The following is a 14337-nucleotide window of genomic DNA, read 5'->3' on the forward strand; positions in this document are numbered from 1 at the left end:
TGCTTGGAGTCGAGCCAGCGGAACTCGACCAGTCTTAACTATAGCTTCAGAGACTAGATAGTGAAAGCACCGCGTGATAGGCAAATTGAGTGTAGGACTGCACCCCGCAGTCCTTTTTCTTCACGAGTTTAAGGCTGCGTATCCGACTGATAGTTTGAGGACAAAAGCTCCTCTCGAAGGATTGAAACGTCCTTGGGAGCTTCTATTCTGAGCCGCGTTGAGTTTCCATCGTCGATACACCGATCCATCTCGATCTTAATTTCATCACCGATACGGACTGACTGTCCGTCATGGAGTGTTAGTACGAGCATCTGCTTTCCTCCGTGTTGCAGTAGCAACTTAAGCGTAGCGCGAGATTGAATTTATCGCATCACACAGCTCTGCTTCCCAGGTTCGATTCTAATAAGCCACTAGCAAACACCAGAGCTTCCATACTTCAAATACAGGATTGGATTATCAAAGGATCTGCGCCCGATTTCCCTTGGAAAAATTAGCTCTCTTCGTCCAACAATCGTTTAATTGTCTCGGTACCATGTATTTTGCACCAACCATTTGTATTCAGCACAAACGCTTTATCAAAATCGAAGATCGCGTCATTCGAAAGATCATGTTCATGCCAAAGATAGGTTTTAGATGACTGCTGCCCGCTCCCGTCACAGCCGCAGCTTAACCGAGCATCTTCATGACTCAGATTTTCGAAAAACCGATCAGATACGATAACAGTATTTTCCGATTTTAGACTAGCTAGCTTAGATGCCATGTTAACCGTTCTGCCTGCCCAAACTTCATTCTGTTTATCGCCACGCTCACCGTACTTTCGGAGACCAAGCTTTTTCACAAGAATAGTTCTCTGGTCTATACCGATGTGATTTCCTAATTCTATGTCGTCAGGAATGATGCTCTTGATTGTATCGATGAAAACTTGTCCGAAGAACGTCTTGAATGCGACTGCTGAACAAAAAGCAGAGTACGGTTGATTGCTATCGAACATAGCAAATACACCATCTCCATTGATGTCTATATATCGTGCATCAAAGCTATGGAAAAGTTTTGTCGCAGTGTCAGTATATAGCTGGTAGACCTTGGCAGTTTGCTTCGGATAGCTCTTGGCACTTAGCGCAGTAGAGTTGGCCATATCGGTAGAGACACATATCGGCCCTTTAATTTTTAGCCACTTATCAGTACCTGTTCCAGGCATATCTTTGGTATGAGGTATAGAATTGGATTCGACAATTTCAATACTGTTTCTGAATCTCTGCACTTGATTCTTTAATAACTTGCAAATTTCTTCTGGGAGTTGCGAGTCCGTAACGCTAATCATCGAACGTGTTGGTTTTTGATATTTTTTGAAGTTCATTGCTATGCCCTAGAAGCAATAATTAAGACAAGAAACACAGATCCCAGCAATGTCGCGGATATAGTGAATATTACAGCTTCTGAGAAAAGGCGGAATTTATTAGACGCAATTTGAGAAATAACGATAATCTGATTTGCCATATCCTTATCTATCTCTAACATTTCCTTTTCGCATATATTAGACTTTTGATAATAAAGCCTTAAAAATTCATCTTCCGATAATCTTCCAAGATGATCGAAATAAACAAGATTCGGGCCTTGTATCGTTTGATTCTTTTTAGGCGTGTTATCTGTATTTGGGAAGAAGCTTCGGATTGATGTAACACTCGAATAGCCACAACAGAGAATCGCCAGAGTCGTAACTAAAAGAATACTTGTAGATGTTTCAGTGCCTGGTAATAGCAGTAGACGTATGAATCCGAATATCAAGACACCATTGAAGGCAAGATTTGATGCATGTTTAGTTTCCGCAAATCTCAACTGATCGTGAGCGTTGCTCAGAATATCTTTAAGCTGCATTAAGTTTCTGCCTTGTTCTGCGCCAAACTCGGGCCATAAAGAGGTGGTCACTCTCGACGAGCGACTGTAAGACTAGAGCGTATGTGGCTTATTAGCCACAGATTTTCCTCTTTTGACCGCCTACCGCATGTTTAGTTATGTTGCTCAATGAATCTTAACAACTCTCTATCGTCAATATCACCCGTAAATTTTGGTATCAAAATTTTGATCTGCGGGAGTCGATCAACGTGTCGCGTCCTCGTGACAAGGCTTACTTAGTTGACCAGCAAAAGTCTGAATACCCCTTTACCACAAGATTTTCGGAGTATTTTGAGCTAAAAACCTGAATGATCGACCATTTTCAAAACCTGTGAATGCTCCATCCTTTAGGTACTGGAGCGTATTTTGAGCTAAAAGCCCGAAGCAGACATACGGTGGCTCGAGGCTCTTATTCGCTCATGGTACCTTCTTCACGATCTATTCTGAGTTACAAACCTGAATGGTCGAGCATTTTCATAACGTCTGAATTCCCCATTCCTTAGGTACTGGAGCGTATTCTGAGCTCAAAGCCCGAAGCATTCATACGGTGGCTCGAGGCTCTTATTCGCTCTTGCTGCCTTCTTCACGATCTATTTTGAGCCAAAAACCAGAATAATTGAACATGCTCAGAACAGGTGAATGTCCGATTCCACAAGGGCTGAAGCGTATTTTGTGCTAAAAACCCGAGACATAGCTGCGACATCTAAGGGCCTATATGCGTTCATTCTGTCCCCTTCACGATCTATTATGAGCCAAAAACCTAAATGATTTTGCATACCCGAAACGTTTGAATGCCCGTCCCCAATGTGACTGACGCGTATTTTGAGCTAAAAACCAAAGCCCTTGCGGATTTATTAAACCGATTAAAGCCTTATCACTTATCGAATATTTTCGAAGAACTAAACATACCTGTGCAGTGGTTACAGAGGGAAAGCCCAGCCAGTCTCGACAATTGGTCAAGAAGACATGATCAAATATCAAAACAGCATTTATGGACATGTTCATAATATATTCTATTGATTTCTGAACACACTGAACTATACTTGTTCAAAAGTTAAGATATTTGAACACTCTGGAGGTTCATCAGTGGCACGAACAGATACATCGAAGGCGAAAATCAAAAAAACTACAAACGGGCAGCTTGGGGTATATGCAGTCCAAAATATTAGTGCAGGCGACATCGTATTCCTCGAAGACATCGTAGTTTTCGAAAGCATTGCTGCCGCAGGAGAGGAACACATCCCTGTACAAGTACGATTGAGCTGGCGAATCCTTCAAGAGGGTCACTTCAACAGGCTAAAAGAGCTTGGGTTCTCGACTAAACGCTGGAAGAAGACTATCCCCAACGATGTTAAGAAGTGGATCGACATGCCGATCAAAAATGGTCACTTAACCAAAAACGACGCATATGACGCTTTTAATCTTGCAGCGGCGTACAACGTGGTCTGTGGTTACATACTTGGAGAGGTTGGGGACAGCATTCACGCGTATCAGCGTGCCACGATCTCCCCTATGATGTGCATGATGAACCACAGTTGCGAACCTAATGCCAAGCTGTGGTCGACTGAAGATCCAGAAGAAATCAAACAGCGCGTAGCTGGAATGGTCGCTCTAAGGGATATTAAAGCGGGAGAGGAAATCACCTTCTCTTATCTCGTGAATATTTCCGATGAACTCGCAGAAGACATGTCATCCATGGAAAAAAACTCCCTTCAGCCCCTGAGCAAAAACGTAAATAGTCGCAGGCAGCAGATTTACCAGAAATTCGGTTTCAAGTGCGAATGCCCAAAATGCAGGGCTGAAAGCAAAAGCTAATGTATATCGGATACGCTAGGGTCAGCACTAAAGAGCAAGACCTGACTGAACAGCTTGAGAGGTTAGAGGAAATTGGGTGCGACCCGATTTTCTCTGGCAAACAATCAGGTGACTCCAAAATCAATGACGCTAAACTCGCAGAGATGATCAGCTTCATCCGCAAAGGAGACGTAGTGGTCATAACTAAGCTAGATCGGCTCGGACGGTCATTGAAATCAATCATCAACACAATTGAGGAAATTCACGCGAAGAAGGCGTCACTCAAAAGCCTAGATAACGCAATTGACACATCCAATGATACGCCGTACGCGAAAGCGCAACTCGCCCTGTTGGCTACGTTTGCTCAGTTGGAGCGAGAACTCATTATTGATCGCACTTCTGAGGGTCGAAAAAGAGCCATGGAAGAAGGCAAACAGTTTGGCAGGCCGCCGATACTCTCCGACGAACAAAAGAAGAAAGTGATAACTGATTACAAGCGCGGCGCGAACAAAAGCGCTCTGAGTCGGAAGTATGGTGTATCACGCATGACAATCTCGAGAATTGTTGGGAGTTATGAATGAGCCAAGATAAGGGCGACAAATACGTTTCCATGTTCAGGGCCTGGATGTCTTCGATGGATGACGATGGTTACACCAAGATCGCCTATCGCGGCAAGCTAAATAAGGCTGAGATAAACAAGCTGAGTGGCGTTTCGATGAACTCGCTTAAGAAGAATCCAGTCATTATCCAAGAGCTTGCTGAACTCGAGGAATCACTCAGGGTAAGAGGCGTATTGCCGCCCCTAACCGAAGAAGGGAAAGCCGCCAAAGACGCTCCCAAACAGTACGACTCGACATCAATCCAAAAAGCATTTGACCGTCATAGACTTGGCGAGCTAGAGGCCACAAACCACGACTTGAGAGCCCAAGTCGCGGTACTAGAGGAAAAAGTTAGGGCATTGGAAGCAAAGCTTGCTACCTCTGCCGATTTGATTGAAGCGATAGATGAACTAGAAGTGTTTCGACTATGTCCTTCGAAATAATTCAGTCGTCCGATCTCGTCAGAATCACTGGTCACACGATTAAAGATCAGAGCACTCTATTGAAAGGCGTGCCCGTTAACATCAAGCATCAGAAAAAGTCTGCGCTGTATTCAGTACAGGTATGGGTAAAGTCTGATTCTCTGCCAGTGAAACCTGCAATGGGACAGCTCTGGGAAGTGGAGGGCTGCATAGATAAGCACTGGCTGGATCAGGGGCATTACAGGCATGAAATACGAGTTTACCAAAACCCAAATCGAGTTGAATTCTGTCTGCCTAATGATGGCGAGACCTTCATTCAATTTGTAGCCAAAGATCCTGAATTCAAAGGAATCGGAGAATCAAAAGCTAGAGAGCTTTGGGCAAAGTATGGCCCCAATATTCACAACATGCTTCAGGAGAAAGGAGCCAAGCATCTCGAAGGGTTCAGAACCATACTGTCTGACAAATCGATTAAGGCTCTGTACGCAGGTTATGAGAAATACCAAAACCTGAAGCATACAATCTGGATGTCACAAGCGGGGATTCCTGCAACCGTCCAACGGCGCGTTCTAAAGTACCATCATACAAAAACGATTGAAGCGTTAAAGCAGAATCCGTATGAGCTTGCGAATTTTGGCGTGAAGATTAGTGACATTGATCAGTTCATCAAAACGAGCGGAGCCTGGAGACAAACAAGCTACCCCAAAGAACGCATGAGAGCCGCGGCGGTTATCGCTCTTAACAAACTCCTCGCGGACGGAAGCACCTATACGAGGCCCTCGCTTGTTGAAACAAAGGTGTTCGATATTCTGAAGAATCACAAGCAATCTAAGGAAGCAGTTGAATACCTCCAGAGCTCTATTTCGGTAGCCGTTTACAACGAAGAAGAGGATCGACTGCATCCAGCCTCAACTGCGATACAGGAACTCGCTGTAGCCAAGCGTTTCAAACGCTTGAGCACAATTAAAACCACCTTAACGCCGAATGATCGCGACGCTTTAAATCAAACTCTAGGGACACTCGAATACGAGCTAACCGAGAAACAACTTCAGGCAGTGACAGTCAGCTTAGAACATCAAATAAGTTGCATCACGGGTGGAGCAGGTACAGGTAAAACTACGGTACTGAACACTCTACTCAAAACGGCACAAAAACTGGGTTACGAGATACATGCCGTTGCCCTGTCAGGTCGTGCAGCAATGAGGCTTCACGAATCTATCGGATTGCTTACATCAACAATCGCCAGATTTCTTCGGGGTGATCCTGTTATTTCGTCAGACGGCAGGAAGCAGCTAATTGTGATAGATGAAGCATCAATGGTTGATTTGCCAACGATGTTTAAAATCGTTAATCAAACCTGCCCATATACGAAGCTAATTTTTACGGGAGATCCAAACCAACTCCCGCCAATCGGCAAGGGAAAAATTCTTCACGACATGATTCAGTCTGGCGTAATTGCTAATACCACCTTAGACATCGTTAAGAGACAGAAAGGCGACACTGGAATCCCCCTCTACTCCAAGACAATTAATAACGGAAAGGTTCCCGAATCGCTGAACTATGGGAACGTATTCTTCTACGAAGTGGATAAAGACCAAGCTTTAAGTACGGCTGTCAATCTGTACGGCCTTGATCCTGAATCCTCTCGAGTCGTCGCACCAACGAGAGGCCTGGTGGGCGATATTAATACTTTGATACAGTCAAAATTCAATTCTGAATCCGAGATTATGCAGTTCAATCTCGACTCCGATGATTACTACGTTAACTTCAGACTCAACGACCAAATACTCTTCACGAAGAATCACTACCACTTAGGTGTACAGAACGGCTCGATTGGTAAGCTAGTTAGCGTCAAGCAAACCGCAGAAGCATTCGGTCAAGTCCGCTTGGACAACGGAGAGCTTATTGAGATCACGCAAGAGCTACTTAACTGTATGCAGCTGGGCTACGCGATCACGCTCCACAAGGCACAGGGTTCTCAATTCCCCCGAATCATTGTCGTGCTTCAAGACGGAAGGATTACTGATCGTGCATGGCTATACACAGCAATAACCAGAGCAGAGCACGAAGTTCATATCGTTGGGCAGGCAAAGACTTTGGAAAAAGTCACGATTGAACAGCCAACAGCATTTCGCCGCAAAACTTTATTACAACAGCTGATTAGATTTATTTAGAAATTTTGATAAATTTTTATCCGTTGGCGTGGCTTAGCTATTTTGCGATAGGCGGCCCTATTAACCGCTATTCAGAGCCTTTAGGCGCTCAATTTCTTCCAGCGCTGCTTGCAGCTGCTGTGCCTGAGTGCTGATGACTTGATTTTTATGCTGAATCTCAGACTCCTGATTGGCGACCTCAAGCTTCAGCTCATCATTCTCCGACTGATAGCCTTCAAGCCGTTCACTTGTAGTCTTTATCTCACGTTTTTCTCGGAGTATTTGGGCTTGGAGGTATGCTTGCTGTAAGGTGACACCGCCAGTTTTTTGAGAATGCCCGAGATTCTCTGCTACAAGCATCATGGCAGTTTTTTCACTCATGCCTTGATCCAAGTAATGAATAAACTGATGAGTGGCAGAGACCTTGCGACCGTCGTGCGGAGTGACCTGATATTTTCGCTTTAACTCGCCCGATAGGGTTGTTAGGTATAGACGCTTTCCTGTGCGCTTAGATAGGAAGACAGCATTATCTTTGATTCCCGCTTTAATGAAACGTTTGCGGCTTGTCTTGATAAACTTCTGCACTCTCAAATATACATCTTTTGGGCCACTTGCAACCCTCCCCTTAACGCCTTTACGTGTCTCGTTCTTGGTCTTCGAAAGCTGAATCTGCATTTCAGTAATCGCAGATGAAGCAGGCGCTCGCTCCGCAAAAGCATCCACTTCGAGAGTGATAATTTCTTCACGACGAAGACCGAATTTCTGAATCAGCTCCATAATAAGCGCATCTCGTGTGCCTACAGCAGATTTGCTAGCAACGGCCATTTCAATTGCATTCGACCAATCATCCCAGAACGTCTTCGAGGGCTTTGATCCTTTGAGTAATGACGGGGTATTGGGAATACTAAAGGGCCACATGCCTTTGACACGATTGACATAGATGGGATACGTTTCATTACGTTCGGGTTTGTTGATTCCAATTAGGCCGTACTTGTCACTCTGCCTGAAATGATCGAGGTACCAGTAAAATCGGTAAGTCCAAGTGATGTAATCCTCCACGCGGGCATTGCTTAGCCCTGCGTGATTTTGGAGGTAGATGCGAAAGCGCATCAAATCAGACGATGTTACATCCCACTCATTGCGGTCAGGGCGCTTTCTATCATCTAAGTAATGTACAAAGTTAAACCAGTAAGTGAGTGCAAGAGAGGCATCGTCTATATACTTGGCACGGCTGGCAGCGTCACTAACATTTACTGCCAAATAGATCAGAAACTCATTACCTTCCCGATGCATACGACGTTCAGGAGGAAGGCTTAGGTTTATAATCATTGGAAATCGCCAGACAACTCGCCCACAGTCCAAAATCAGGGGAGGGTTCTCGTCTGGGTGGTCTCTCCTGAATGTCGCCTCAGAACGTGTTTTAATGATCTGAAACATCTAGCTAACCACCGTAAACGGACGACCCGATGCTTTAGCCTTCCTCAACTCATCGCGCTCTTTAAGAAGCTTTTGGTTTTGACTTTCCAGACGATCTATCTTTGCCAAGGCACTATCTAGGCTCTCTAACGCAGAGCGCTCTCGATCAGCATGAACAGCCAGTGTCTCGACTAATTTTTCATTTACCAGAACAGCAGTATCTCGTTCACCTCGAAGCTCATCAACACGCTTACGCAGGTCTCGAACTTCTTTTGAATCGGTGGGATTGTAACTCTGCACTTTTCCCGCAAGGTCTTCATAACGCGCTTTAACATCTGGATGAAGATCCAACGTCTTTCGATTGTGAATGGCCTTAAGTCCAAATCCCTCGAATTTGGCGATGGCACTGACCGACTTACATTTAGAAAGCTCACCGAGCGGATGCTCCGCAACTTCGTTGAGTGCTTTCTCCAGCACCTCAATTTTATCAATTAGCTTTTGGCGCGCAGCCTCAGCTTTAGCTTGGTTTGAAAGGTTCAGTGCATCAGTCATGATTCTGCCTCCGATCTAGCTATCGCTGCATCCAGCACTCTTGTAGAACGGAAAATGTACTCCTCATGCTGGTGAGTAATCATGTTGTCTTTAATCTGTGATATGCATAGCTGGTTCGGACAAGCCCCACATAAGCGGTCTGAAGCTTTATAAAGAGCGATATGATCTTCTCCAGCCTCATCGGTCACCTTGCACTTCGAGCGGCTCTTGAAGCGCGGTGTTCGCCCGAAACAGACATCCCCGTTCGTTGTAAAATCGAATAAGAAGGCATCTTCTTCATCTTCGAACATCAGATCAGCATCTTCGATCTCACTCGGATCCATAACACCAAGTTTGTTAGCTAGCTCTTCACGCAGTATCTCCGCAAAGCCGCCCCCAATCCCTGAGTCGTTAGCCGCAGCCAATCGCGCGTATCGCTGAACCTTCTCTGCCTGCACCTGCTTTAAGATTCGACCTGCCTCCTTCTCTGACACATATACAGCCGTCATCTCATAGGTTATGTGACGCAGGTAATAACTTAATGCTTCAAAGTCAGCATCAACCTCGTAGCGGTAGAAATACATGATCGCGAAGAATCGCCTAAATTGGTGCTCATTCAGATTTTCAGTCAGACCTTCAACATCAATCCCACATAATTGAGCTAATCTCGGGATGTTGTATTGCCAGTTCAAACCCCGATCTTGAAAGCCTAATTCCTCAGAGTCGAATTTAAAAAGTGTCTTTTCACCTGTACGCGCACGGCGCCTTGCGGACAACCGTTCTAGCGTCTCTACAGCGAGGCGATGAATTTCAACAGCAGGGAGTTTCTGCCATCCAAGACCAGTCTTAGGAATCCACATTCGGATGAATTTCATGCCCCGATCTTCAGAGATACAACCTGCCTCTAGACAGTCTATGGACTCCTCTCGTCCTGCGGTGAAAGCGAGCAAAATAACCTTACAGGCTAAAGGAAGGAGAGTGTACAGGGCGTGATCTATACCTATGTCGGTTGTTGAAAGGTGGGAGTTTCGATGACGAAAAGACATCATGGCACGTTCTATGTTAACGCGGTCGTGGTGCGGTAAATGTTCATCACGTACTTGCGCAGCTGTAGATCCATTAGCTACGGCCTGTGCTATGGTTCTAATCTCTGCTTGATTGAATACCCTTTTCGCACCTTCAGGAGCCGATTTAGCATTATTTAACCCACTCAATGGAAATGGTGATGCTGGGCATCCGACCCATTCACTTCTTTGAGTCAAAGACCTTAGCTCTCCCGACAGCAGCCTAGTAGGCTCACTTCTCGCTTCATACTTGTTCTTCAGCTCTTCAATCTGTCTTTCTAAGTCAAACAACTCATCAGCATAATGAGTAACCCAGCGAACACAGCCATCCAATAATCGCAAGAAGTCTTCAACTTCTATATTGGCTGTACGACCAGTGCCGACCGCATGAGGAGCTTGACTAACTAAGTTATTGCTCCACGCCTCATCGAACTCATCTAGGGTGAATTTGAATCCATCATCCATGAGCCCTTCGATTGAACTTGCCGCTATTAACATTCTGAGGGCAGTAATAAGATCTCTTAACCGCGATTTGGTAGTCTTTGTTGGCTCACCACTCTCATCACGAATATATGGGGTTAACCAGAATTCTGTCGGGTAACACTCCCCAACCCTTGCATCCATCGCATCACGCGCGTTTTTGAATGCGGGGCTTGTTGATATAACTCCTTTACTCAGCCCTAGGCAAAGATAGACCGAAGGCCAATCAACACTTGATGGACTTTTGCGGTCTCGACGAATGCTTACAGGTACCTCTTTGAGTTTATCACTCAAGGCTAACTGTTCCTCTTCGTATGTACGTAACTTGCCGAAGTAGTCCAGTCCATACTGTTCGGCGTCTGCTAGATATTCGAGTATCTCTCGTAGATGTTTTGGCTTTACTTCCGAAAGCGATTCATATCCAAGATGGCGGATCGTTCGGTGTATCCTTACGAAGTCACCCAAAAGCCCCCTCAGACGAGACCCTGAAGCGTAACCAGCAGTACCGTTTTTGTTATTAACTAAGCCGAAAACCCCTGGCTTAGACTTACTGAACTGACCCACCAAAGCCAGTAGCCTCTTTAAATCGGAAAGCAGTACGGGACTATTTAAAAGAGATCTATTTGGCCCAACCACAAAGTCAAAATTAAGGTTTGCGATTTTGCCAAAGCCTCCAAACTGAACTTTCCACTGCTCATCAGAGAAGTCGTTTTTTAGCCAATGAAACTCACTTGGAAAATAGTCTCTATCGACCTCGAACTCAGGATAGAAAACTCCGAGAGTCATCATAATTTAGAGGCCTCATGCTTTATAATCGCTTGGTATGGGTTCTGGGGTAAATTGCGAACGTACTGCTCAGCTTCGATTAGCATGGATTTGTAACGTGGATCATTATCCAGACGCTCATATACCGTCTGGACAAACAGTGCCCACATAGTCCATTCTCCACTACCATCGATGTCTTTCTTGATGATTCCTGCGTCGACTCCATTCTCTATGGCAGCTCCCCACATCACTAGCTGTACTACATTATCTTGAGTTGCAAAAAAGGATGGCTCACGGTTGTCGCAGGTAATACATTTTAAAAACAGCCCGCATCCATTCTTGTTGCCTTCAGGCTGGAATCCAGCATCGGAATCTTTGCAGATAACACCGCCGAAACCGTCTTTACGGATGCGATCTTGAAGAGCCATGAACTCGGCCTGATCATACCCTGCTCTCTCCGCATAATCGTCAATATCGAGTGTAGCTAACGCCTCTAGCCATCCTATGAACGCTCTCATCTTAGATTCAAGCTTGTCGGTAAATCCTAATTTATAGATGTATCCACGAATAGCCGATTTGGATTCGTGTCGCGCCGTGTTTCTAGCAGAATCTTCACCGTTCCGAACTGCATCCAGAAGTATGATTGAACTGCGAATCGACGTTGCTGTGATTCCTTCAGCTACCTTACTCAGAATCTCTTGGGTGTGCTTATTAAACCAAGTATCGTCACACCCTTTAACCTCCAAAGAGTTACTAACCGTTGCCTTCTCGCCAGGCTTCAAGAACAGTAAATCATGCTCTGTTCTACCATCACTGAGGGTACGGAAAAAAATGCCTGGAGAGCGCCAATTTGCATATCCATCGGTGAACGCTTTAATCGTAGTAAACACATCGCTCGAACTGGTAGGTTTCTCAGTTCCTCGCAGCTTCTCGTAGCCGTTGTATCGCGACTTTGCTCGTGGCTTGTCCCAGCTGATCGACGCGAGCACATCACCAATATTTAGATAATCGGTGCGCTTTAAACTTCTTACTCCACCTACATTTGCGACAAGATCGTAGATAAGGATGATTTGTGCGGAAACTAAAAGACGCGTGCTCGCTCCTATCAAATCCGACGCACTTAGCTGATCGGCAAGACCAATATCGTTAGCCTTCCGATATTTATTGAAACGCTGGTAGCCCCGAGTCTTGTGACTATAACCAGTAAGGTATAACGGACTTGAAGGATCTAGATAGGCGGCTAACAGTCCACACTCGACGTCTTTTGCTGTCAGGCCATCAAACGCATCCTGAAGTGGGTTTCGAGAGCAACCATTTTTTGCACTTCCTTTCCCGATAGGGACGGTAAAGTAATCGGCAACTATCTTAGCGACCGACTCCCCCTTTGCAGCCAAAGAAAGTGCGGTGTCTCGCTTAGAGATCTCTTCTTGATAGATTCGTTCTGCCAATTCTCTTATGCGAATTAACCGACGATGAAGTGCCGCCTCAACTAAAGGCCAAATAGTCGAAAAATCATTAGTGCTATGACGACCAATTTCACCACTGGCAGAAAGTTCTTTAACTGAGTTGATGACGAGATTAATCATCTCATCACGATCTTCATTCTCAGCGGAAATAGAGCCAACAAAGGATGAAATGCTATCGCGCAGGGCATCATCAATTTTTGTTGCAGAATGAGCCTCTGTAACGACCTTTTTTTTAGCTTTAGGTCTGGCGATTTGACGCCCTTTATCACCAACCGACGAGAGGCCCAGCCCACTCGGTACAATTCTCTGATTGGCAAGGTCTTTGAGCAGCCAATTTAATCCGCTTCGAATTTTATTACGGCGACCCACAGACTCATTATGCTGTGATATAAGATGCCGCTCAAAACGGTCAAGATGTATCAAAAAATCCAGCTTGCTTGGGGTTGCTTCCCCTTGGTAACTGCGAAGATACTGAGACGCTATATCTTGCTCATAATCGATGAATTCAGCCCAGTAGCGATACGCGTATAACACCTGTCTGGTCATTGAGACGCTGAGCTGCTTGTAGCGATTGATAGCGTCTTCACCAACGATATGTTCGAGCACATCATCTGAAAATACTCGGCTAACGCTACTTATGTCTATTGTAGTGTTGTGTACCGACAGACGTGTGCCCGCAGTCATTTATAGATCCAATTGCTGCTCTTCAGAGCCTGAACGCTTCTGTTCCTTCGGTGCAGGTGTAGGCATCAAAACCTCACGGATTTTTCCATCGATTTCGGCAGCGATTTCTGGGTTCTCTTTCAAGAACTTAACTGCATTGGCTTTGCCTTGACCGATCTTGTCACCGTTATATGAGTACCAAGCACCAGCCTTCTCAACAAACTTTTGCTGTACACCAAGATCCACAACTTCACCTAGCTGATTTATACCTGAACCGTACATGATCTGAAATTCTGCTTGTTTGAAGGGTGGCGATACCTTGTTCTTCACGACTTTCACTCGAGTTTCGTTGCCCGTGATCTCATCACCTTCCTTGACGGCACCCGTTCGACGAATATCGAGACGTACAGAAGCGTAGAATTTTAGAGAGTTGCCGCCACTCGTGGTTTCAGGATTCCCAAACATAACCCCAATTTTCATACGGATTTGGTTAATAAATACGAGCAAACAATTTGCTTGTTTTACATTACCCGTAAGCTTTCGCAGAGCCTGGGACATCAACCGCGCTTGTAAACCGACATGGGAATCCCCCATATCGCCCTCTATCTCAGCCTTCGGAACAAGTGCAGCTACGGAGTCTACGATAATTACATCCACCGCACCTGAACGAACAAGTGAATCACAAATTTCCAGCGCTTGCTCGCCAGTATCTGGTTGTGAAACGATGAGTTCATCCAAATCCACACCAAGCTTCTCAGCATATACAGGGTCTAGTGCGTGTTCCGCATCAATAAATGCACACGTCTTACCGTCTTTCTGCGCATTTGCGATCACAGATAGAGTAAGGGTCGTTTTACCGCTTGATTCAGGGCCGTATATCTCACAGATACGTCCGTACGGCAGCCCCCCAATCCCAAGAGCAACATCTAGCCCGAGTGAGCCAGTTGATACCGACGGCATTCGCTCACGGGGCGTATCGCCCATTTTCATTACTGCGCCTTTACCAAACTGACGCTCGATCTGGGATAGTGCGGCATCTAGTGCCTTTTTACGATTTGCATCCATTGTGTTGCTGCTCCAAAAATTAATAC

At 45.4% G+C, this 14337-nt stretch carries 12 protein-coding genes; 4 read left to right on the top strand and 8 right to left on the bottom strand.

What is annotated here, in order from left to right; all coding sequences use genetic code 11:
* Positions 1-128 precede the first annotated feature (128 nt).
* The 3 genes from XMG48_RS07410 to XMG48_RS07420 form a co-directional block, all read right to left on the bottom strand.
* A complete protein-coding gene (locus XMG48_RS07410; RefSeq protein WP_173481420.1) occupies positions 129-311 on the bottom strand; it encodes a carbon storage regulator in 183 nt (60 codons plus the stop codon).
* Positions 312-490: 179 nt separating this feature from the next.
* Positions 491-1357, bottom strand: a complete 867-nt coding sequence (locus XMG48_RS07415; protein ID WP_173481421.1) for an adenylate/guanylate cyclase domain-containing protein — start codon at positions 1355-1357, stop codon at positions 491-493.
* Between the two features lie 2 nt (positions 1358-1359).
* On the bottom strand, positions 1360-1875 hold the full coding sequence (locus tag XMG48_RS07420; RefSeq protein ID WP_173481422.1) for a Pycsar system effector family protein: 516 nt from the start codon (positions 1873-1875) through the stop codon (positions 1360-1362).
* A gap of 1104 nt (positions 1876-2979) precedes the next feature.
* On the opposite strand from XMG48_RS07420, the gene XMG48_RS07425 reads away from it, so the two are divergent.
* From XMG48_RS07425 to XMG48_RS07440, 4 genes are read left to right on the top strand one after another with little or no spacing between them, the layout of a single operon-like run.
* Positions 2980-3708, top strand: coding sequence for an SET domain-containing methyltransferase (locus tag XMG48_RS07425; RefSeq protein WP_173481423.1), 729 nt, complete (start codon positions 2980-2982; stop codon positions 3706-3708).
* Positions 3708-4268: a recombinase family protein gene (locus XMG48_RS07430; protein WP_173481424.1), complete on the top strand. Its 561-nt coding sequence runs from the start codon at positions 3708-3710 to the stop codon at positions 4266-4268. The genes XMG48_RS07425 and XMG48_RS07430 overlap by 1 nt, the downstream gene beginning before the upstream one ends.
* Complete coding sequence (locus tag XMG48_RS07435; protein ID WP_173481425.1) at positions 4265-4729, top strand: VPA1267 family protein; 465 nt, start codon at positions 4265-4267, stop codon at positions 4727-4729. The genes XMG48_RS07430 and XMG48_RS07435 overlap by 4 nt, the downstream gene beginning before the upstream one ends.
* A complete protein-coding gene (locus tag XMG48_RS07440; protein WP_173481426.1) occupies positions 4714-6882 on the top strand; it encodes an AAA family ATPase in 2169 nt (722 codons plus the stop codon). Before XMG48_RS07435 ends, XMG48_RS07440 begins: the two co-directional genes overlap by 16 nt.
* A gap of 60 nt (positions 6883-6942) precedes the next feature.
* Here the strand turns inward: XMG48_RS07440 and XMG48_RS07445 are convergent, their stop codons facing one another.
* From XMG48_RS07445 to recA, 5 genes are read right to left on the bottom strand one after another with little or no spacing between them, the layout of a single operon-like run.
* Entirely contained in the window at positions 6943-8298 is a 1356-nt protein-coding gene (locus XMG48_RS07445) for a hypothetical protein (protein WP_173481427.1), read from the bottom strand.
* Positions 8299-8829 (bottom strand): hypothetical protein, encoded by a 531-nt coding sequence (locus tag XMG48_RS07450; RefSeq protein ID WP_173481428.1) that lies wholly within the window; start codon positions 8827-8829, stop codon positions 8299-8301.
* Positions 8826-11141 carry a hypothetical protein gene (locus XMG48_RS07455; RefSeq protein ID WP_173481429.1) on the bottom strand — a complete coding sequence of 772 codons (2316 nt, stop codon included), beginning with the start codon at positions 11139-11141 and terminating at the stop codon, positions 8826-8828. Before XMG48_RS07455 ends, XMG48_RS07450 begins: the two co-directional genes overlap by 4 nt.
* The gene (locus XMG48_RS07460; protein WP_173481430.1) at positions 11138-13267 is read right to left on the bottom strand and encodes a hypothetical protein; all 2130 of its coding nucleotides are present in this window, start codon (positions 13265-13267) and stop codon (positions 11138-11140) included. The genes XMG48_RS07455 and XMG48_RS07460 overlap by 4 nt, the downstream gene beginning before the upstream one ends.
* Positions 13268-14311, bottom strand: a complete 1044-nt coding sequence (recA, locus tag XMG48_RS07465; RefSeq protein ID WP_173481431.1) for a recombinase RecA — start codon at positions 14309-14311, stop codon at positions 13268-13270.
* Positions 14312-14337 lie beyond the last annotated feature (26 nt).

Source organism: Marinobacterium sp. xm-g-48 (assembly GCF_013282925.1).
Classification (GTDB): Bacteria; Pseudomonadota; Gammaproteobacteria; order Pseudomonadales; family Balneatricaceae; genus Marinobacterium_E.

What these genes read in the sequence shown, in the direction of transcription:
- XMG48_RS07410 (WP_173481420.1), bottom strand. Translation starts at nt 311, where the DNA reads ATGCTCGTACTAACACTCCATGACGGACAGTCAGTCCGTATCGGTGAT.
- XMG48_RS07415 (WP_173481421.1), bottom strand. Translation starts at nt 1,357, where the DNA reads ATGAACTTCAAAAAATATCAAAAACCAACACGTTCGATGATTAGCGTT.
- XMG48_RS07420 (WP_173481422.1), bottom strand. Translation starts at nt 1,875, where the DNA reads ATGCAGCTTAAAGATATTCTGAGCAACGCTCACGATCAGTTGAGATTT.
- XMG48_RS07430 (WP_173481424.1), top strand. Translation starts at nt 3,708, where the DNA reads ATGTATATCGGATACGCTAGGGTCAGCACTAAAGAGCAAGACCTGACT.
- XMG48_RS07435 (WP_173481425.1), top strand. Translation starts at nt 4,265, where the DNA reads ATGAGCCAAGATAAGGGCGACAAATACGTTTCCATGTTCAGGGCCTGG.
- XMG48_RS07440 (WP_173481426.1), top strand. Translation starts at nt 4,714, where the DNA reads ATGTCCTTCGAAATAATTCAGTCGTCCGATCTCGTCAGAATCACTGGT.
- XMG48_RS07445 (WP_173481427.1), bottom strand. Translation starts at nt 8,298, where the DNA reads ATGTTTCAGATCATTAAAACACGTTCTGAGGCGACATTCAGGAGAGAC.
- XMG48_RS07450 (WP_173481428.1), bottom strand. Translation starts at nt 8,829, where the DNA reads ATGACTGATGCACTGAACCTTTCAAACCAAGCTAAAGCTGAGGCTGCG.
- XMG48_RS07455 (WP_173481429.1), bottom strand. Translation starts at nt 11,141, where the DNA reads ATGATGACTCTCGGAGTTTTCTATCCTGAGTTCGAGGTCGATAGAGAC.
- XMG48_RS07460 (WP_173481430.1), bottom strand. Translation starts at nt 13,267, where the DNA reads ATGACTGCGGGCACACGTCTGTCGGTACACAACACTACAATAGACATA.
- recA (WP_173481431.1), bottom strand. Translation starts at nt 14,311, where the DNA reads ATGGATGCAAATCGTAAAAAGGCACTAGATGCCGCACTATCCCAGATC.